Genomic DNA, 19,754 nt, shown 5'->3' with positions numbered 1-19,754 from the left:
TTATCACATTAGCTAATTATCACATTAGCTTATTACTTTTGTGCAAATTTTTAACATGGTTAAATGGATCTCCGGAAGTTTGCTGATCACCGTTGCCCTCGCTGCGTGCTCACCCAATAATGTTACCGTAGACAACAGTATTAAAAAATATTTCGACCAAAATAAAGTCACCGGCTGTTTTGGCCTGTTCGATAACGGCCAGGGAAGATTCACCATTTACAACCTGCCCCGGTTCAGCGACAGTGCCTACACCCCTGCTTCTACCTTTAAGATCGTAAACTCCCTGATCGGACTGGAAGAAGGTGTTGTAAACGATACCAATACCGTGATAAAATGGGACAGTGTCGTTCGCAGTCGCACTGAATGCAATCGCGACATGACCATGTGGGATGCCTTTCGCATTTCCTGTCCGCCATGGTACCAGCAACTGGCCCGGCGTATTGGTCAGCCCAAAATGCAACACTGGCTCGATACCCTTGGCTATGCCCGCAAACGCGACACCTTCAAAATAACAAACAACCTCGATACATTCTGGCTCGACAACAGCGCCAAAGTAACTGCCGATGAACAGCTAGGCCTGGTAAAGAAATTGTACTTCGATCAGCTGCCTTTTCAGAAAAGAACCCAACGTACCGTACGCAGCATGATGCTGTGGGAAAACAATTCCAACTACCGGCTCAGTTATAAAACCGGCTGGAACACGACCGACAAAGGCAATCAGCTCGGCTGGCTCATTGGCTGGATCGAAGAAAATAAACACCCTTACTTTTTTGTGCTGCAGGTAGAATCGCCCGACAAAAACGTCGATTTTGCATCCATCCGGATAAACATGCTGAAAGCGATCCTGAAGGATTATGGCTTTTTTGAGGGAAAAAAATAACCATCGATTAGCTAATGTGATAATTTGCTAATGTGCTAATGCACCTGTTTCGGGCAGGCCGATTAATGGCTTAATGCCTGAAATGTCATAATAAATAATCGGTCCAGGCCCGCCTGCTTACACTATGGCGGGCTTTGTCTTTTACGATACCTTGAATTTGTCATTAATACGATGTATTTTAACGAACAATTATGCGCGTTAATACTTAAATTTAGCCGGATACGATTTTGGTTTAAATTTTGCATTCATTGAAAACCTGATTGGCACATTAGCTAATTAGCAAATTATCACATTGAATTTTCGTTTTCAACACATAGAATACCTCATCGCCCTGGCCACTATTCCGCTGCTGGTTGTTTTGTATTTACAACTCATGCAATGGAAAAAGAATACCATTAAAAAGATCGGGGATCAGCGGCTGGTAGAAGCCCTGATCGCCAATTATTCGCCCACAAATTTTTTACTGAAATTCCTGTTCTTTGCCCTGGCGCTGGCGGCCATTATAGCAGCATCTGCGAACCTGCAAAAGCCCGGCGAAATGGATAATGTGCAACGCAAAGGCGTAGATGTAGTGATAGCCATGGATGTAAGTAAAAGTATGCTTGCCGAAGATATAACACCCAACCGCCTCGAAAGGGCCCGGCAGCTCGTGTACAAGTTAATGGACCAGCTACCGAACGACCGGGTAGGACTGGTATTATTCGCAGGAAGGGCTTATCTGCAAATGCCCCTTACAACAGACCATGGCGCTGCCCGCATGTATATTCAGCAGGCAGGTCCGGAGGTAGTACCCACCCAGGGCACCGTTATTTCAGAAGCATTACGCGCCGGTAATTCGGCATTCAATAGCAAGGAAAGAAAATTTAAATCAATAGTATTGATCACCGATGGTGAAGACCACGATCCGCAGGCTGTTCCCCTGGCAAAACAACTGGCCGAAGACGGTGTTATGATCAATACGATTGGTATTGGCTCGGCACAGGGCGCGCCTATTATGGACCCTGCCACCAATGAATACAAAAAAGATGAAACCGGCAATACGGTAATTTCAAAATTGAATGAACAGGTATTGCAACAACTGGCCGGCGCTACCAAAGGCGTGTATGTCAAGATGAATGATGTAGACGCTACTGTGAATGCCATTACCAAACAGCTGAGCACGATTGAATCAACATCACTGGATGATAACGCATTCAGGGATTACAAAAGCTATTTTCAATGGTTTCTGGCCATTGCCTTTGCACTCCTGCTGATAGAATTCTTTTTACCTGAACGGAAATTAAAAGCAGCTTGAAAAAATCAGTTCACATATCGCTGATGTCTTTGTTCTTCGTACTGCCTGTATTACTACAGGCACAGGAGGAGAACGGTGCTATCCGTGAAGGCAATAAACTGTATAAAGAAGGCAAATACGACAAGGCCCTGCCTGCCTACCAGAAAGCAGTAGCACAGAATCCCAAGAGCGCCACAGCCCGCTATAACCTCGCCAACGCGCGTTACCGTACCGGCAATTTGGCTGATGCTGAAAAGTCGTATGATGAATTGCTCGACAACACCACTGATAACAGCTATAAAGTAAAAGGCTATTATAACAAGGGCGTAACCTTCAGCAAGCAGAAAAAACTGCTGGAAAGCATCGAGGCCTACAAGACTGCTTTGAAGATCGATCCTACCGATGACGATACCCGGTTCAATCTGCAAAAAGCATTGTCAGAACTGAGGAAACAAAACCAGTCGCAGGATCAGAAACAACAGCAACAGCAAAAACAGCAACAAAAACAAAGGCCGCAGAACAAACTCGATAAGAGAAAGATCGAACAATACCTGAAATCGCTTGAACAAAAAGAACAGGAAGTTCAGCGAAAAATACAACAAAACCGCTCCCGCTCGGTATCGCAACCTGAAAAAGATTGGTAAAATACCCCCAGCCTGCTAAAGGGGGAGATGTTAAGGATCCACTGCAAGTGATCGGGCTTGCTTTAAGCAGCGGCGAAACATCGGGATTTCAGTTTAATTACCTGTCTACCACCCTTCTCTGCCTCCAGGCAGGCAGGTTAAGCCTTCAGCATTAAGCCTTCAGCCTTTAGCCTTCAGCATTAAGCTTTTCTAAACGAGCCGGTATTTATTTGCCGTTTTACGTTTGCCGTTTCACGATTTCGTAATTTTGCAAACCTTTCAGTTTGCATACATTATGCAGGCTAAAATCTAAAACCTGAATTAATAAAATGCAGCTTTACTGCGACTCATTAACTGAATATAAACGACTGGCAACCCGTGAAGTACGAATTGGGGATCTGCTGTTGGGAAACTTCAACCCTATCCGCGTACAAACGATGACCACGACCGATACTATGGATACCATCGGTACGGTTGAACAAAGTATCCGTTGTATTGAAGCCGGGGCCGAACTGGTTCGCATTACGGCGCCCAGTAAAAAAGAAGCTGAAAATTTACTGAATATAAAGAATGAGCTGCACCGCAGAGGTTATAAGACCCCGCTGATAGCAGATATTCATTTTACGCCCAATGCTGCCGAGATCGCAGCCCGCATCATTGAAAAAGTGCGCGTGAACCCGGGCAATTACGTTGATAAAAAGAAGTTTGAACAGATCGATTACACGGATGTGGAATATGCCGAAGAAATTGACCGCATCCGGGAACGTTTTACGCCTCTCGTGAAGATCTGTAAAGAATATGGTACCGCCATGCGCATAGGCACCAATCACGGTTCGCTCAGCGATCGCATCATGAGCCGCTATGGCGATACACCGATGGGCATGGTAGAAAGCGCCATGGAATTCCTGCGTATTGCACGTGATGAAAGTTATCACAATATCGTATTGAGCATGAAAGCCAGCAATCCGCAGGTAATGGTACAGGCATACCGCTTGCTGGTAAACGTAATGATGGATGAATTTGGCGAATGTTATCCCCTGCACCTGGGTGTAACAGAAGCCGGCGATGGCGAAGATGGTAGAATAAAATCAGCCATTGGTATCGGATCTTTACTGGAAGATGGCCTTGGCGATACCATTCGCGTATCGTTGACCGAAGACCCGGAATTTGAAATTCCGGTTTGCCGTGACCTGGTGAAGCGATATAAAAACCGGCAATCGGCCATTAACAATAAGCCATTGACTATACCTGCAATCACTAAAGTGCCCTACTCGCCTTTTGAATATACCAGGCGAAATACAAATACTGTATCAAACATCGGCGGCAAGCAGGTGCCGGTTGTAGTGGCCGACTTTATGAAAGCAGCTGCCATTCGTCATGAAGACCTGCAGGCCATTGGTTACACCTATAACACCGAAACAGATAAATTCACTATTGCCGACGCAGCCGCTGATTATTTATACACCGGCAAAAAGATACTCGACTTTGCGTTACCTGGCACCCTGAAGGTGATCTGCGATTATGCAAGCTGGTTAACTGCGCCGGATAAGGAAAAATATTATCCATTATTTCAATCTACTGAATACCTGCAACTGACCGATCATTCGGGCATGCTGAACTTCGTGGCAGCCGATGTAAACGAACCGGCATGCCAGGAATTGTTACAGAAGATTCGCACCGATAGCACCGTTGTGTTGTGTTTGTATTCTACAAACCCCCATGCGATGCCATCGGTACGGCGCTATATCATTGAACTGATGAACCAGGGTATACACTGCCCGGTAATACTGGCTGTGGAGAGCCATGATACGACCATCGATGAACAGCTGATCCATTTCTCCACCGATAGCGGCGCGCTGCTGCTCGATGGGATGGGCGATGGCATCTGGCTGATGAATGAACCCGAAAAGATCATGAACCAGAAAGTGAGTGGCCGTACCTACCTGGAAACAAAGAACAATCACCAGTTCATCAACAACACCTCTTTTTCTATTCTACAGGCTACCCGTACGCGTATTTCCAAAACAGAATATATTTCGTGCCCGTCGTGCGGACGAACCCTGTTCGACCTGCAGGAGACCACCGCGAAGATCCGTTCGGTGACCCATCACCTGAAAGGTGTGAAGATCGCCATCATGGGTTGTATTGTGAATGGACCGGGCGAAATGGCCGATGCCGATTTTGGCTATGTGGGCAGCGGTGTGGGCAAGATCACCTTGTATAAAGGAAAAGAAATTGTGAAACGCAATGTCGACAGCGCCATTGCTGTGGAAGAATTGATTAATTTGTTGAAGGAAAACAACGCCTGGGTAGAAAAGCCAATGTGATAATGGAAAACAGCCGATTGACGTTTGACGATTCACGATTGACGAAGGAAAATTCCTAATATAGCCAGGCATACAAAATAACATTAGTCTTGAACAGAATCGATAGACTGCACGCCATTCTTACCCATCTGCAAAGTAAAAAAAGAGTTACTGCGCAGGAGGTGGCCGATCGTTTTAACATCAGCTTACGTACGGTGTACCGCGATGTTAAAGCATTGGAAGAAAGCGGCGTGCCGGTCATCGGCGAAGCGGGCAGCGGTTATACCATAATGGAAGGTTACCGCCTGCCGCCAGTCATGTTCACCCAGGAAGAAGCCTCTGCCCTGCTGCTCGGCGCCAAACTCACCGAACACCTGTCAGACGAATCGATTAAAAAGCATTTTAATGCCGCACTGTATAAGATCAAAGCGGTGCTCCGCAGTTCCGATAAGGAACATATGGACCAGTTGAATGATAATATTGCGGTTATGTCGCGCCTGCCGGCAGATGATTCTGCAGGCCGCTACCTCATGGATCTGCAAAAAGCACTGGGTGATAAAAGAGAGATCCGCATCCGGTATCAGTCCGGCAAGGATGCAGTGACCGAGCGGAATATTGAACCCATTGGATTATGCCACTACGGACAGGCCTGGCACCTCATCGGCTGGTGCAAGCTGCGTAACAACTACCGCGACTTCAGGGTAAGCCGCATAAAACAACTGCAAATTCTCGATAATACATTTGAACCAGATACCCATCCTTCTTTAAAGGAATACATGGAAAGTATGATCAACAGTTCCGAGCTACAGGAAGTGGTCATACGGTTCGATAAAACCGCCGCCCGTTACCTGGGCAATCAGAAATATTATTATGGGTATGTACGGGAAGAAGTAACAGAAGAATATGTACGGATGTTCTTTTTAACAGCCCATATGGAATACCTGGGCCGCTGGCTGTTGATGTATACCCATTATGTCACTATTGAATCGCCCGAAGCGCTGTGCACTGTCATGAAAGACCTCACTGAGGAAGCCCGTCTGCATTATCTTCCTGTAAATGCCTAACGTTTAACGCCGGCTCGCGGCTTCCAAAAATTTTTTCACTTTTTTCTGCCTCCTGCTGACATACTGTTGTCACACCCTGCCTGTTACTTTGGTCTTATAATCTTCATTTTAAATTATAAGCAGATGATACGCACCATTCATGATTTTCTCGACCGTTGGAAAGAAGAGACCGAAGCCACGCTGAAAATATTCAGCAGCCTTACCGATGAATCCCTGCAGGTTGCCATTCCCGGTGGGCGTACGCTGGGCCGGCTCGCCAATCATATTACTGAAACGGTTACCGAACTGCCCAGCAAACTTGGTTTGCCGATCAGGGAAGTACATGCTGATTATAACACTGTAGAAGAGCTGGTAACACATTATAAAAAATACGCTGATCAACTGGTAGGTGTCATTATCAGCAATTGGGACGACAGCGATCTGAGCAATGAAAACAATCTTTACGGCGATCCCTGGAAGAACGGGTTTTCCCTTTGGGTATTACTGGTACATCAGTCCCACCACCGTGCCCAGATGACTGTTCTGATGCGTATGGCCGGCCTCAAAGTGCCCGGCATCTATGGGCCCACGAAAGAAGAATGGGAAGCATGGGGAGAGGTGCCATTACCGTGAGGGTTTCGGGATTTGGGGATTTCGGGATTTCGGGATTTATGGGAAAATTCAATATTTTAAAAATCTCAAATCCCAAAATCTCAAAATCAGAAATTGCCTTCATACTCCCTGCTTCTTACTTTATCCCCCTGGAATCCCGTTTCATAAATTTTCTGTCCTGAACATTCCGTGTCAATCGTTACTATTCAGGTACAGCGTGGTTATTCATTCACTTTAAAAGTAATTTGTATGCACATAAAAACTTTTCCGCCTTTAAGGGTTTTAAGCAGTGTACATCAAACTACCATTTCTCAACTTCATGAGTTTGGTCCGGTTATGGCAGAATTATATGCAGTGGCTGGCCGTAAAAGTTTTATCAATGGCCCGCTGCACTGGATCTATTATGGAATGGATGGAAATCCCGATACGGTATTCACCCTGGAGATCGCAATTCCTATCAGAAAGGTGATCCAATCAACAAGGTTCGAGGTGAGGGAACTCGGCTTTTTTAAAGCCATTACATTTCCGCATGAAGGCCCCTGGGAACAATTGCCCGGCAGTCATGCACAGATCATGGAACGGCTGAACGAACATAAGATCCCGGTATCCAATGAATGCCGGGAAGTATTTCTGAATATTAACTTTGCGGAGCCCGAAAAAAATATGACAGAAATTCAAATAGGAGTATTGCCAGGAAAAACACCCAACAGACCGGCACAAAAGAAGCGTTTGGTACCCGTTTACATCTAAAGCTTAACGCAAGACGCAGCATGCTCAACGCAAATAAAACTATTGCGTTGAACATGCTGCATTAAGTCATTTGTATTTTGTTTTCCATTACCACATTAGCTAATTATCACATTATTTTTACGCCATCCTCAACCTGCGTCACATACACTTCAGGCGTTTTTTTGAATAATCCATTAAAAGCCGATCGTATCTTGTTGGTAAATGTCTCTACCGCATCTGCCTGCACAATATTGATGGTACAACCGCCAAAACCGCCACCCATCATCCGGGCGCCGGCCACACCGGTAATATGCTGGGCACATTCCACCAGGAAATCGAGCTCGGTACAGCTAACCGAATATTTTTTGCTCAATCCCTCATGCGTTGCAAACATCATTTTACCAAAAGTGGCCAGGTCATTTTTTGAAAGCGCCTCACAACCGGTAAGCAATCTTTCTTTTTCATAAACCACATAAGAACAACGGTCAAACACCACGGGCGGTAATTCCTGCTGATGTTGCAGCAATTGCGCCGGTTCCACATCCCGCAGGGAATTGATGCCGGGGTAATGCTTTTTCAAAATGGCAATACCTTCTTCACATTGCCTGCGGCGCACATTGTATTCGCTGCCGGCCAGTGAGTGGCTTACCATGCTGTTGACCAACACGATCTTGTAGCCCGGAAAATCAAACGGAATATATTCATACTCCAGGCTGCGGCAATCGAGCTTCATTACATGACCCTTTTTGCCATGCAGGCTCGCGAACTGATCCATGATACCACATTGCAGACCAACAAACGTATGTTCGGTTTTCTGACCAATAAAAGCCAGGTCCATCCGGCTCAGTCCAAGCTGGAATAATTCATTCAGGGCAAAACCAAATCCTGAGCATAAGGCTGCGGAGGAGCTCATGCCGGCGCCAACAGGGATATCGCCATCGATCATCACATCAACGCCGCTGATCTTTTTTCCGCCCTGTTGAATATGATAAGTTACGCCCAGCAAATAATTCATCCAGCCCTTGTGCGGCTCAGTAACATCTATAGAAAATGAATATGATTCGTTGAACTGATTGGCGAAAACATTAATGGTGTTGGTATTGTTGGGAGCAATGGCCACATAGATCCTTTTATCTACGGCCCCTGGTAAAACAAAACCATTATTATAATCGGTATGCTCACCAATAAGATTGACCCTTCCCGGCGCACCAACGATTATGGGTTCTTTATTAAAACGTTCACGGAAAGCCTGTTGCAGTTTTTTGATCATGCTACTATCGTTAGATGAATTAATTTTAAAAAATTTTCTTTGTACCTAAATTGAAACTATGAGCTTTAGTGTTTCCCGCAGCACCCGGAACGGGTTATCATTTGTCAGGCTGCAAGATAATGCAACAAATACAATCATCACCATTCTCCCTGAATACGGGGCGCTATTACACGCATTTGAGATCCCGGTGAATGGGGAACACCTGAATATCATTGACAATTATGCTACCCGGGAACAACTGGAACAAGAGCTGGCTATTTCCTATAAAGGCAGCAAATTATCGCCATTCGTTTGCCGGCTGCACAATGGGAAATATACGTTCGACGAGGAGGATTTCGAATTTCCTGAAAAGTTTCACGATGGTCATTCCATTCACGGATTATTGTACAACAGACCTTTTAAGATCACCAATGAGTTTGCCGACGAAATGCAGGCGAACGTTACGCTGCGGTACCACTTCCGGCGCGAAAATCCGGGTTACCCCTATGAGTATATGTGCGAAGTGCGGTACACCCTGTTGCCCCGGCAGATCCTGCAGGTAGAAACCACCATCCTGAACATGGATATGTTATCCATTCCCCTGGCAGATGGATGGCATCCTTATTTTCAACTGGGCGGAAGTATTAACGATTACGAGTTCCAGATAAGCGCCGACACCATGGTAGAATTTGACGAAAAACTCATTCCTACCGGAAAACTGGTTCCTGATATTCGCTTTTTAGAAGGCGACCGCATCGGCGACCGGCTTATCGATAACTGTTTTGTGGTGAAGCCAATAGCGCAACGCCCTTGTGCGGTACTGCTCAACCCAGCCAATAACGCTTATATTGCCATATTTACGAACAATCATTATCCCTATTTACAGGTGTACACACCGCTGCACCGGAAAAGTATTGCCATCGAGAATCTCAGCGGCGCACCCGATTGCTTTAACAATGAAATCGGCCTGCTTATACTGGAGCCAAGCCGTTCACAAACTTTTACGGTTTGGTATCAGGCCGGAGTGGCTGAAAACGATTAACTTGCCTAAAATAACCCGTAATGAAGAAGTATTTTAAATATGTCCTGACTGTAGCGATCAGTATTTTTTTTATCAGCTGTTATGAAGTAAATGAAGAAATTGAGATCAAGGCCGATGGCAGTGGCACCTATGTTACCAAAATGGATATGGGCCAGCTGATTGAAATGATGCAAACCTTTGCCGGCGAAGAAGAATTGAAAAAAGACGGGCTTGACAGGGTCCTTGACACCACCATTCTTTTTAAATCGATACTCGATTCAGCCAAAGATGTTACTGCAGAACAAAAAGCATTGTTGAAAGATGCGAAAATGAAAATGCAAATGAATATCAAGGAAAAGATATTCAAAATGGACATGAATTTTCCCTATAAAGACCTGAACAGCCTGCAGCAGTTAATGGCAGGTAAAGCCGGCAGCGGTGCAGGCATGAGCAACGCGCTGAAAAACATGTTCGGCAAAAAAGAAGGGGAAGCAGATCAGGCTGCACCTAAAAGTCCTGACATGAGCGATATTGCCAGCATTTATGACGTTACCATCAAAAATGGCTTTATTGAAAAAAAGGTGAATGCAGAAAAATTCAAAGAGTTTAAAGAACGTCCCGAAATGGCGCAGTTGAAACAGGTGACCAGCTCAGGAATGGAGATCTTGTATACCACCACCATTAAATTACCACGTGCCGCAAAAAAGACCGATAACCCCATCATCAAATTATCGGATGATAAAAAGACAGTGACTATGAAGTACAACCTGCTCGAGTTACTGGAAACACCTGAGAAATTCGCTTACACAATACAATATTAGGAAGCGGCATAACACTGAATTAATAAGCATTTTTAACCAGGTTTGAGGTTTCGGAACCCAATAATATGCAAACTGATTTTCTCGTTATCGGCTCCGGTATTGCCGGATTAACTTTCGCACTCAAGGCTGCTCAACGTTTTCCAGATAAAAAAGTACTGGTCATCACCAAAACGCAGGCTGATGAAACCAATACAAAATATGCGCAGGGCGGAATTGCCGGTGTAATTGATTTTGAAAAAGACAGCTTCGATAAACATATTGAAGATACGCTGATCGCCGGCGACGGCCTGTGCAATAAACAGGTAGTTGAAATTGTGGTGAAAGAAGGCGTTGACCGCATCCAGGAATTGATTGAGTGGGGCGCCCGCTTCGACAAAGAATCTGATGGCGATTACAAGCTTGGTAAGGAAGGCGGCCACAGTGAATTCCGCATTTTACATCACAAGGATATTACCGGAAAGGAAATGGAAAGGGCCCTGCTGGAAGCAGCCCAAAGCTATGCGAATATCGAGATCGTAAAACACTGTTTTGTGGTTGACCTGTTAACGCAGCACCACCTCGGCTACCTGGTTACAAAATCAACACCGCACATCGAGTGCTATGGCGTGTATGTACTGAACCGGGAGAACAATAAGATAGAAAAGATCCTGTCGAAAATAACGGTGCTGGCCAGTGGCGGTAACGGTCAGGTATATCGATCCACCACCAACCCCAATATTGCTACCGGCGATGGCATTGCGATGGTATACCGTGCGAAAGGTCGTATCGAGAACATGGAATTCATCCAGTTTCACCCTACGGCCTTGTACGAACCGGGTGTACGCGGACAATCATTCCTTATCTCTGAAGCTGTACGCGGCGATGGCGGCATCCTGCGCAACAAGAACGGCGAAGCCTTTATGGAACGGTACGATCCGCGTAAGGACCTCGCGCCCCGTGATATTGTTGCCCGCGCTATAGACAGTGAAATGAAGATCACCGGTACCGAACATGTGTACCTCGACGTTACCCACATACCTACCGATAAATTCATTGAGCATTTTCCCAACATTTATGAGAAATGCCGGTCGATCGGAATTGACGTGGCCACCCAGTACATACCGGTGGCGCCAGCCGCACACTATAGCTGCGGCGGTATCAAGACCGATGAATGGGGACGCACTTCTATAAAACATTTATATGCTGCCGGTGAATGCGCCAGTACCGGTTTGCATGGCGCCAACCGCCTGGCGAGCAATTCCCTGCTGGAAGCGATGGTATTTGCACATCGATGCTTTATCGACGCAGCAGAAAAAATAAAATCCCCGTCTCCCATCGGGGGAGGCTCGGAGGGAGTTGCTGAACTCGTTCCCGACTGGAAAGCTACCGGCACTACGCAGCCGAAAGAAATGATCCTTATTACCCAAAGCCTGAAAGAACTGCAACAGGTGATGAGCGATTATGTTGGTATCGTGCGTACCAACATCCGGTTGGAAAGGGCGGCCAAACGCCTGGATCTGTTATGGGAAGAAACAGAAGCCCTGTATCAAACCACTGCCGTATCGCCTCAGCTCTGTGAGCTGCGCAATATGATCACCGTTGGCTACCTGATCGTCAAATGCGCCCAGTTCCGCAAAGAAAGCCGTGGACTGCATTTCAACACCGACTACCCATACAAGAGCACGCTGGTGCAGAACATAGTTTTATAAAAACGAGTGCGGGTAGTTGAGGCCATGTAAAATGAGTACCGTTAATGATGAACAATTCACAAAACAATATTACTAATATCTCCTCCCCCACTGGTGGAGGCAGGGAGGGCGCCCGGGAGATGCAGGGCATGATCTTCGCCGCCGGTTTAGGCACCCGCTTCAAACCCTGGACCGACAAACATCCCAAGGCCCTGGCCATGGTAAACGGCAAGAGTTTATTGCAACGCAATATTGAATTCCTGCAGCAATATGGTATTTCTGATATCGTGGTGAATGTGCATCATTTTGCCGACCAGATCATTGCCGCCCTCGAAAAGAACCAGGGCTGGGGCAGCAACATTACCATCAGTGATGAAACCGATATGCTGCTCGAAACAGGCGGCGGCATTAAAAAAGCAGAACCGCTTTTTACAGCAGATACCATTGTAGTGATCAATGTTGACATCCTGACCGACCTTGATCTGGGTAAGCTCATTGCCTTTCATCAGCAACAGCAGCCCTTATCAACCATTGCCATAACCGATCGCATCACCTCCCGGTATTTCCTGTTCGACGAAAACAATACCCTCTGCGGCTGGCGCAATACCAAAACAGGCGAAGAACGGATTGCCCGCTCCGCCACCACATACATTCCCAAAGCATTCAGTGGCATTCACCTCATCAGTAAGAAATTATTATCGCTCGTTCAACGCCAGGGCAAATTCTCCATCGTAGATACCTACCTGGAACTGGCCCCCAGCCATATCATTAAAGGCTTCGACCATAGCGGCTCCCGGTTTATCGATGTGGGCAAACCCGATTCGGTAGCTGAAGCCGAATTGTTGTTCAGCAAATAAACATAACAACGGTGGGCATTGCGAGTGCCTGACACCACGCTCGATTGGGGAAAATTTAACTGCGTTTTTTTGCATCCCGGCATGAGTTTATTACGTTATTTTTACTGACCTAATAACACTATGCAATCAATAATCGACGGTATCAACAAGCTCTATACGGAATGGAGCGGCTCAGCCTGTGAAAGAATAGAAATCCTGCCTCAATCCGGGTCAGACAGACGCTATTTTCGCATCCATGACAAAAAAGGAACCTGTATCGCCACCCATGGCCATAACGTTCCTGAGAACGAAACCTTTATTTATTTTTCCCAACACTTTTATAACCAGCAGCTTCCCGTTCCTGAGATCTATGCATTGGGCGATGATAAGACGATCTACCTGCAGGAGGACCTGGGCGATGTGTCGTTATTGAACCGCCTGGAAGCAGAAGGCTTTACCGATGGTATATATAACTTGTTTAAAAGCAGTCTGCACCAGCTGGCTTTATTGCAGATCAAAGGCCATGTAGGGCTCGATTATACCCGCTGCCTTACCAACCAGGAATTTGGCAAACAGGCTATCATGGCCGACCTCCTGTATTTCAAATATTATTTCCTCGATGCGTTGCGTAAACCTTACGACAAGCAAAAGCTGATCGACGATTTTGAGGCATTGAGCACCTATCTCACGCATACTGAGTATAAATACTTCATGTTCCGCGACTTCCAAAGCCGCAACATCCTCGTATCGCCCGATAACACGGTGCATTTTATCGATTACCAGGGCGGCATGCAGGGCGCGCCCCAATACGATGTGGCCAGTATGATCTGGCAGGCACGCGCCAACCTGCCCGACGACTGGAAGGAAAGACTGCTTGACGATTATATTGATTCTTTTGAACAGATCGTCACCGAACAGGTTAACCGCGACCTGTTTAAAAGCCAGTATAACGGCTATGTGCTCATACGGTTATTGCAGGTGTTGGGGGCTTACGGCTTCCGGGGACTGTTCGAGCGCAAGGCGCAGTTCCTCACCAGCATTCCGCAAGCGCTGAAGAACCTGCGCGCCTTTATCAGCGACCATAACCTGGGCATAGCTGTTCCTGAATTCAACAAGGTGTTACAGGTTTGTGTAAGTGATGAGATCATTGAACGCTTCACGCCATTGACCGCCGATGACGAAACGCCGTTGACCGTAAAAGTGCAAAGCTTTTCTTTTAAAAAAGGCATTCCTCCCGATCCTTCGGGCAACGGGGGCGGCTACGTATTCGACTGCCGGGGTATTTTAAATCCCGGGCGCCTGGATCATTTTAAATCCCAGACCGGCCGAGACAAAGGCGTAAAGGATTTCCTGGAGCAGCAGACCCGCATGACGGAATTTTTGAACAGCGTATTCGACATCGTAGATATCACCGTAGAAGATTATATCCGCCGTGGCTTCGAAAGCCTGAGCGTAAGCTTTGGCTGCACCGGCGGCCAGCACCGCAGCGTGTATGCAGCCGATGCCCTGGCCCGCCACCTGCGTAACAAATTCAAAGTGAAGGTAGAGCTCAAACATGTAGAGCAGGAATCAAAGAACTGGATAAATCAATAGACAATGGGCAATGGGCAAAAGCAAGAGGCAATAGACAAAAGGCAAAAAGCAATAGGCAATAAACAAAAGGCAAGGAAAGCAAAAGGCCCAAAAGGCAGAAAGGCAATAGCGCCGGGTGAAAATATCGGGTGGGGTAAGTTTTGTTATTAATTTCAAAATTCGCGAGCCACTCACGACTGACGATTCACGATTGCCGACTGATGATTGACGATTGACGACTGACGATTGCCGATTCACCATTCACCATTGACCATTGACTATTTGACTATTCACCATTGACCGTGCTAACTGGCAACTTAGCGCTATCTTTGCAGCCCATGTATTATATTGTTTACGGTTTATTGTACCTCGTTTCGTTACTGCCGCTACGTGTATTGTATATTTTATCCGATGGCTTTTATCTATTGGTTTACCGCCTGTTGGGCTATCGCCGTAAAGTGGTGCTCAATAACCTGCAGCTGGTATTCCCTGAAAAAAGCCTGGCCGAACGTAAAAAGATCGCCTCCAGGTTCTACCATAATTTTATCGACTCCATCATCGAAAGCCTGAAAATGGTTTCCGCCAGCGATACCTATATTCAAAAACGGGTAAGCGGCAATTGGGAAGTGTTAAATGATCTGTATAAAACCGGCCGCAGTTGCCAGATCCATTTAGGCCATACCTTTAACTGGGAATGGGCCAACCTCGCAGGCGCCAAAGAAATGCATTATACCTTCCTGGGGGTTTATATGCCTATTAAGAATAAAATATTCGACCGGTTATTCAGAAAACTTCGATCAAAATCAGGTTCGGTATTACTGCCCGCCACCGATATGCGTCATGCTATGATTCCCTGGCGCAACCGGCAATATTGCATCGGACTGGTAGCCGATCAGGCGCCTGCCAACCCCGAGAAAAGCTTCTGGCTGAACTTTTTCGGCAAACCAACGCCCTTTGTTACCGGTCCCGAGACCGGCGCCCGCGCGGGGAATATCCCCGTTGTATTTGCCAATATTGAAAAACCGCGCCGGGGATATTACAAGGTAGTATTTACGCTGGCGGAAATGGAACCCGGTTCACTTGAACGCGGCGAACTTACCCTGCGTTATGCACGTTACCTCGAAAATGTGATCAAACAACAACCCGATATGTGGTTGTGGAGCCACCGCCGCTGGAAACGGGAATGGAAAGAAGAATACAGAAAACATTGGGTAGGTGAACAGTAACGCGCCTACTTCCTCATTCCCATACACTCCTGAAGATTATACCTGCATCCGTTGCCCATTATTACGGCAACAGGCCTGTCAGGCATGGCAAATAGTGTTCTCACATTCATGTTTACAGCACAGCCTGCCGCCATTTGGCAGGAACCGAACGACCACGCTCTTAATCCTGATCAATTTCTTGCCTGGGGACATAGCAATAACCATAACGGACAAGGGTAAATGAACTATTTTAGATTGCAGGATATAATTGAAAATCCTAATTTTGAATAAGGGCCGGAAAAGCAGAACCGGACCCAATTAGTCGGTGCACAAATCAACCTTACCAGTATCCCCCGAATAGGAACTACAGTGTTTTCTACCCTACCCTTTTCCTCACCATAAACCCTTAACCATTATGCTAAAGACTAATGCCAGCGTGGCGATTGTAGATGACCACATTCTGCTACGCAACGGACTTGCAAATCTTCTCCGGGGGCTTGAAACCTATGCCATTCTATTTGAAGCCAGTAGTGGAAGAGATCTAATCAAACAATTACAACCCAGGTATTTGCCCGATGCTGTACTGAACGAGATCAAACGGCCTGAGCTCGATGGGTATGAAACAGCCCTTTGGTTGAAACGTACTTACCCCGGCATCAAGATCCTGGCTCTTTCCATGTATGACAACGAGAGCTCCATCATCCGGATGATGAAGAACGGCGCCAAGGGTTATGTGTTGAAAGACATTGACCCCACAGCATTTCGCCGCACACTTGATTACCTCATGCGCAAAGGATATTTTTATTCTGAACTTATCACTGGCAAGCTCATTCGTGCCGTTAGCCAGTTAGCTGAGCCAGGTGATCCCATGAAATGCCTCGTTCCGTTGAATGTACGGGAGATAGAATTCCTGAAACTGGTTTGCACTGAAATGACTTATAAGGAAATAGCGGAGAAAATGTTCCTCAGCGCCCGCACGATAGATGGCTACCGGGATGCCCTGTTTGAAAAATTGAATGTAAAAAGCCGCGTGGGCCTTGTTTTATTTGCTATCAAGAATAACATTGTGAACGTGTAATAAGCAGTAATAAGTGACTGGTAGCTGTGAAAGACAAAAACCTATAAGGTTTTAGTTAATGCTAAGCCTTATAGGTTTGTCCATTGTTTTGCTGCATTGAAGATGCGGAAGGCCGATCATATACAGGATAACTGCACTAAAGGACCCTACCCGCCACTAGCTACTTATCACCAGCTAGTTCAACACACTGCTATCTTTCACGACCTCAATACCCTGCTGCACCCTGATGGCATTAAAGCCACCCAATACATTGCGCAGGTTATGAATGCCCTGCCGTTTCATTAAGGAGGCTGCGATCACGCTTCGATAGCCGCTGCCGCAATACAGGTATAAATTCTGGTGCTCTTCGATATTGGCCATGGAACCGGGATCGGTCATTTCATTCAAAGGGATGTTCACAGCGCCGCGCACATGCCCATCGGCAAACTCTGCTTCACGCCGAACGTCAACCGCTACGAGGTGATCGTCATAAGGCAGATCCATCGCCAGTTCATCTACTTCAACGTCAATGATCAGGTCGATCTCTTCACCGGCCTGCTGCCAGGCTTCTACCCCGCCAGACAGGTAACCATGGATCTGGGAAAAACCTACCCGCGCCAACCGGATCACACTTTCTTTTTCTTCTCCTGCTTCCGTTACCAGGATGATGGGTTTATCAAACGGTAATAAACTACCGGCCCATTCAGCGAAACGTCCTTCCAGACCAATGCTTATAGAACCCGGCACAAACTGTTTGGTGAAATCGCCGGCTTTACGGGTATCGAGAATGATGGTATCATCCTGCTGCATCCATTGTTTGAAATCAGCTACACTCAACGGTGCGAGGGCAGTTTCCATTATCTTTTCGAGGCTGTCGTAGCCTTCTTTATTGATCCTTGCATTTATTGGAAAATAAGTAGGCGCTGCCGGCAGATCGGCTGTAACGGCCTTTATAAACTCCTCGCGGGTCTGTGGCTGCAGTGCATAGTTGTTTTGCTTTTCCTGGCCGATAGTGCTGCTGGTAGCCGGTCCGAGATTCTTACCGCAATTACTGCCAGGGCCATGGGCAGGGTATACAATAACGTCATCGGGCAGGCCAGCTATTTTATTGTTCAACGAATCGAACAACAGGCTGGCCAGTTCTTCCTTGCCCAGATCGCCGCTGCTGAGATCGGGCCTGCCTACTTCACCCACAAACAAGGTATCGCCGGTAAACACAGCATGTGGTTTACCTGTTTCATCGCGCAGCAGGTAGCAGGTGCTTTCAATCGTATGCCCAGGCGTATGTATTACTTCAATAGTGGCTTTGCCTAATGGAAAGCTTTCACCGTCTTTGGCCAGGTGAATGGGAAACCGGGTTTCGGTATTTGGTCCGTAAACGATGGGGGCGCCGGTAGCTTTTTGCAGGTCGAGGTGACCGCTTACAAAATCGGCGTGAAAATGGGTTTCGAAGATATATTTGATGGCTGCATTCCGTTCGCTCGCAAGCTGTAGGTATCCGTCAATATCCCTGAGGGGGTCCACGATAGCCGCAACTCCGTCACTTTCAATATAATAAGCTGCTTCGCTCAAGCAGCTGGTGTACAATTGCTTAATAAACATGTAGTCTGAATTTCAGGCAAAAGTACACCATAACAAGTTAACCCGTAGCTGGTATGGCTACAGGTTAACTGTTTAAACAAATTTGTGTCGTCTCCGTCTTATCAGATGTTGAGGTCGTCCACGCATTTCATAATATGAGCTACCCGTGAACTGTTGACAGAATAGTAAATAAATTTACCATCCCGGTCAGTTTTCACGATGCCTGCTCTACGTAAAATAGCGAGGTGTTGGGATGCAACGGACTGTTCCAACCGCAGACGTACATAGATCTCCGTCACGGTAAGACGCTTGTTCTCATCGATCAGTTTGACGATCTGTTGACGCAGCTTGTGGTTCAAGGCACGAAGTATCATCGCTGCCTTTTTCAGGTTCAGGAAGTCAACTTTTACCGATTCACCATCCCCACCATCTGCATTTAAGACCATGGAGTAATTGGTTGTTACGTTCATGTGCACATCAGAGCTTTTAAGATATTTAATAGGATAACGCTAAAGATCAAATTTACAAGAAAATTGATATGCTAGGGATGAAAGGAGGATAAAAGTTTCATTTGGTCATTTTTTGATATAAGTGTAAAATTCTTTTAGATAAACGGGCTCAGCATACGCCAAGTTGGCAAAATTCCGGCTTAAATGCAAGCTGGACGCCAATTTAGCAAGTGATTTAGCAATATCTGGATTTTCATCAATAAATAGAACGTTAGGATACCTGCTTACATTTTTCCATTTATTACTGCCATTTCCAAAGCATATCAACGAACGATCATTTAATTCATCGCCAAAGGATAATTCGTCAAGTATCATTGCTTTAGGCGCTATGATCTCCTGTAATGCCTCATCATAAACAGCAGTGAATACTTCCATACGACGCGCATCGATCATTGGGCAAAAACACAGTGGCCCGGGCATATGTGCAGCTTTACTACCCAGTTGAGTGATGGCGGCGTGTGCCATTACCTGTAATGTATTAATTGTTATGAGTGGTATTTGTAAAGCAAAGCACAAACCTTTGGCCGTTGCCATGCCTACGCGTAAACCGGTATACGAGCCCGGACCGGCCGTTACAGCAACGGCCTGCAGCTGCTGCATGGTAACGCCCTGCTTCAGTAATAAAGCGTTTATAGCCGTTTGTATCCAGCCTGCATGATCCTTCTGATTATCATTTACAAGCACATTTATAACTTCACCATCTTTCGATAAACATACACTGGCCTGATCAGTGGCTGTGTCAATACATAAAATCATGATTCTCGTCGCTA

At 46.3% G+C, this 19,754-nt stretch carries 18 protein-coding genes; 14 read left to right on the top strand and 4 right to left on the bottom strand.

What is annotated here, in order from left to right; all coding sequences use genetic code 11:
• Positions 1-55 precede the first annotated feature (55 nt).
• The 7 genes from JUB15_RS06745 to JUB15_RS06715 all read left to right on the top strand — a co-directional run bounded on the left by JUB15_RS06745 (position 56) and on the right by JUB15_RS06715 (position 7,487).
• Positions 56-880 (top strand): penicillin-binding transpeptidase domain-containing protein, encoded by an 825-nt coding sequence (locus tag JUB15_RS06745; RefSeq protein ID WP_207511586.1) that lies wholly within the window; start codon positions 56-58, stop codon positions 878-880.
• A 292-nt stretch (positions 881-1,172) separates the two neighbouring features.
• Entirely contained in the window at positions 1,173-2,174 is a 1,002-nt protein-coding gene (locus tag JUB15_RS06740; protein WP_207511584.1) for a VWA domain-containing protein, read from the top strand.
• On the top strand, positions 2,171-2,797 hold the full coding sequence (locus JUB15_RS06735; protein ID WP_207511582.1) for a tetratricopeptide repeat protein: 627 nt from the start codon (positions 2,171-2,173) through the stop codon (positions 2,795-2,797). The genes JUB15_RS06740 and JUB15_RS06735 overlap by 4 nt, the downstream gene beginning before the upstream one ends.
• Before the next feature lie 308 nt (positions 2,798-3,105).
• Positions 3,106-5,103: a (E)-4-hydroxy-3-methylbut-2-enyl-diphosphate synthase gene (gene ispG, locus JUB15_RS06730; RefSeq protein ID WP_207511580.1), complete on the top strand. Its 1,998-nt coding sequence runs from the start codon at positions 3,106-3,108 to the stop codon at positions 5,101-5,103.
• Positions 5,104-5,192: 89 nt separating this feature from the next.
• Complete coding sequence (locus JUB15_RS06725; protein ID WP_207511578.1) at positions 5,193-6,146, top strand: helix-turn-helix transcriptional regulator; 954 nt, start codon at positions 5,193-5,195, stop codon at positions 6,144-6,146.
• A 123-nt stretch (positions 6,147-6,269) separates the two neighbouring features.
• The gene (locus JUB15_RS06720; RefSeq protein ID WP_207511576.1) at positions 6,270-6,758 is read left to right on the top strand and encodes a DinB family protein; all 489 of its coding nucleotides are present in this window, start codon (positions 6,270-6,272) and stop codon (positions 6,756-6,758) included.
• Positions 6,759-6,986: 228 nt separating this feature from the next.
• Entirely contained in the window at positions 6,987-7,487 is a 501-nt protein-coding gene (locus JUB15_RS06715) for a GyrI-like domain-containing protein (protein ID WP_207511574.1), read from the top strand.
• 106 nt (positions 7,488-7,593) lie between these two features.
• Here JUB15_RS06715 and galK read toward each other — a convergent pair whose 3' ends face one another.
• On the bottom strand, positions 7,594-8,736 hold the full coding sequence (gene galK, locus JUB15_RS06710; RefSeq protein WP_207511572.1) for a galactokinase: 1,143 nt from the start codon (positions 8,734-8,736) through the stop codon (positions 7,594-7,596).
• 58 nt (positions 8,737-8,794) lie between these two features.
• Here galK and JUB15_RS06705 point away from each other — a divergent pair, with 58 nt between their 5' ends.
• The 7 genes from JUB15_RS06705 (at position 8,795) to JUB15_RS06675 (ending at position 16,915) form a co-directional block, all read left to right on the top strand.
• Complete coding sequence (locus JUB15_RS06705; protein WP_207511570.1) at positions 8,795-9,757, top strand: aldose 1-epimerase; 963 nt, start codon at positions 8,795-8,797, stop codon at positions 9,755-9,757.
• A gap of 20 nt (positions 9,758-9,777) precedes the next feature.
• Entirely contained in the window at positions 9,778-10,557 is a 780-nt protein-coding gene (locus tag JUB15_RS06700) for a hypothetical protein (RefSeq protein ID WP_207511568.1), read from the top strand.
• A gap of 65 nt (positions 10,558-10,622) precedes the next feature.
• Positions 10,623-12,245, top strand: coding sequence for an L-aspartate oxidase (gene nadB, locus JUB15_RS06695; protein WP_207511566.1), 1,623 nt, complete (start codon positions 10,623-10,625; stop codon positions 12,243-12,245).
• Positions 12,246-12,289: 44 nt separating this feature from the next.
• Positions 12,290-13,081 carry a nucleotidyltransferase family protein gene (locus JUB15_RS06690; protein WP_242696222.1) on the top strand — a complete coding sequence of 264 codons (792 nt, stop codon included), beginning with the start codon at positions 12,290-12,292 and terminating at the stop codon, positions 13,079-13,081.
• Positions 13,082-13,201: 120 nt separating this feature from the next.
• Positions 13,202-14,653: a RapZ C-terminal domain-containing protein gene (locus JUB15_RS06685; RefSeq protein ID WP_207511564.1), complete on the top strand. Its 1,452-nt coding sequence runs from the start codon at positions 13,202-13,204 to the stop codon at positions 14,651-14,653.
• Positions 14,654-14,970: 317 nt separating this feature from the next.
• Complete coding sequence (locus tag JUB15_RS06680) at positions 14,971-15,858, top strand: lysophospholipid acyltransferase family protein (protein ID WP_207511562.1); 888 nt, start codon at positions 14,971-14,973, stop codon at positions 15,856-15,858.
• Between the two features lie 394 nt (positions 15,859-16,252).
• Positions 16,253-16,915, top strand: coding sequence for a response regulator transcription factor (locus tag JUB15_RS06675; RefSeq protein ID WP_207511560.1), 663 nt, complete (start codon positions 16,253-16,255; stop codon positions 16,913-16,915).
• Between the two features lie 174 nt (positions 16,916-17,089).
• On the opposite strand, the gene JUB15_RS06670 is transcribed toward JUB15_RS06675, so the two are convergent.
• The 3 genes from JUB15_RS06670 to tsaB all read right to left on the bottom strand — a co-directional run bounded on the left by JUB15_RS06670 (position 17,090) and on the right by tsaB (position 19,740).
• On the bottom strand, positions 17,090-18,496 hold the full coding sequence (locus JUB15_RS06670) for an MBL fold metallo-hydrolase (protein WP_207511558.1): 1,407 nt from the start codon (positions 18,494-18,496) through the stop codon (positions 17,090-17,092).
• Between the two features lie 101 nt (positions 18,497-18,597).
• Positions 18,598-18,945, bottom strand: coding sequence for an ArsR/SmtB family transcription factor (locus JUB15_RS06665; protein WP_014222809.1), 348 nt, complete (start codon positions 18,943-18,945; stop codon positions 18,598-18,600).
• A 105-nt stretch (positions 18,946-19,050) separates the two neighbouring features.
• Positions 19,051-19,740: a tRNA (adenosine(37)-N6)-threonylcarbamoyltransferase complex dimerization subunit type 1 TsaB gene (gene tsaB, locus JUB15_RS06660; protein ID WP_207511556.1), complete on the bottom strand. Its 690-nt coding sequence runs from the start codon at positions 19,738-19,740 to the stop codon at positions 19,051-19,053.
• Positions 19,741-19,754: the final 14 nt, after the last annotated feature.

This window comes from Longitalea luteola (assembly GCF_017356035.1).
In the GTDB taxonomy this organism is placed as follows: domain Bacteria; phylum Bacteroidota; class Bacteroidia; order Chitinophagales; family Chitinophagaceae; genus Niastella; species Niastella luteola.
Note: the sequence above shows the minus strand (reverse complement) of the source record. Positions and strands in the feature narration are given on the sequence as shown.

Excerpts from the sequence above, each read along its gene's own strand:
- JUB15_RS06745 (WP_207511586.1), top strand. The coding sequence starts at position 56 with ATGGTTAAATGGATCTCCGGAAGTTTGCTGATCACCGTTGCCCTCGCT.
- ispG (WP_207511580.1), top strand. The coding sequence starts at position 3,106 with ATGCAGCTTTACTGCGACTCATTAACTGAATATAAACGACTGGCAACC.
- JUB15_RS06720 (WP_207511576.1), top strand. The coding sequence starts at position 6,270 with ATGATACGCACCATTCATGATTTTCTCGACCGTTGGAAAGAAGAGACC.
- JUB15_RS06715 (WP_207511574.1), top strand. The coding sequence starts at position 6,987 with ATGCACATAAAAACTTTTCCGCCTTTAAGGGTTTTAAGCAGTGTACAT.
- galK (WP_207511572.1), bottom strand. The coding sequence starts at position 8,736 with ATGATCAAAAAACTGCAACAGGCTTTCCGTGAACGTTTTAATAAAGAA.
- JUB15_RS06705 (WP_207511570.1), top strand. The coding sequence starts at position 8,795 with ATGAGCTTTAGTGTTTCCCGCAGCACCCGGAACGGGTTATCATTTGTC.
- JUB15_RS06700 (WP_207511568.1), top strand. The coding sequence starts at position 9,778 with ATGAAGAAGTATTTTAAATATGTCCTGACTGTAGCGATCAGTATTTTT.
- nadB (WP_207511566.1), top strand. The coding sequence starts at position 10,623 with ATGCAAACTGATTTTCTCGTTATCGGCTCCGGTATTGCCGGATTAACT.
- JUB15_RS06690 (WP_242696222.1), top strand. The coding sequence starts at position 12,290 with ATGATGAACAATTCACAAAACAATATTACTAATATCTCCTCCCCCACT.
- JUB15_RS06685 (WP_207511564.1), top strand. The coding sequence starts at position 13,202 with ATGCAATCAATAATCGACGGTATCAACAAGCTCTATACGGAATGGAGC.
- JUB15_RS06680 (WP_207511562.1), top strand. The coding sequence starts at position 14,971 with ATGTATTATATTGTTTACGGTTTATTGTACCTCGTTTCGTTACTGCCG.
- JUB15_RS06675 (WP_207511560.1), top strand. The coding sequence starts at position 16,253 with ATGCTAAAGACTAATGCCAGCGTGGCGATTGTAGATGACCACATTCTG.
- JUB15_RS06670 (WP_207511558.1), bottom strand. The coding sequence starts at position 18,496 with ATGTTTATTAAGCAATTGTACACCAGCTGCTTGAGCGAAGCAGCTTAT.
- JUB15_RS06665 (WP_014222809.1), bottom strand. The coding sequence starts at position 18,945 with ATGAACGTAACAACCAATTACTCCATGGTCTTAAATGCAGATGGTGGG.
- tsaB (WP_207511556.1), bottom strand. The coding sequence starts at position 19,740 with ATGATTTTATGTATTGACACAGCCACTGATCAGGCCAGTGTATGTTTA.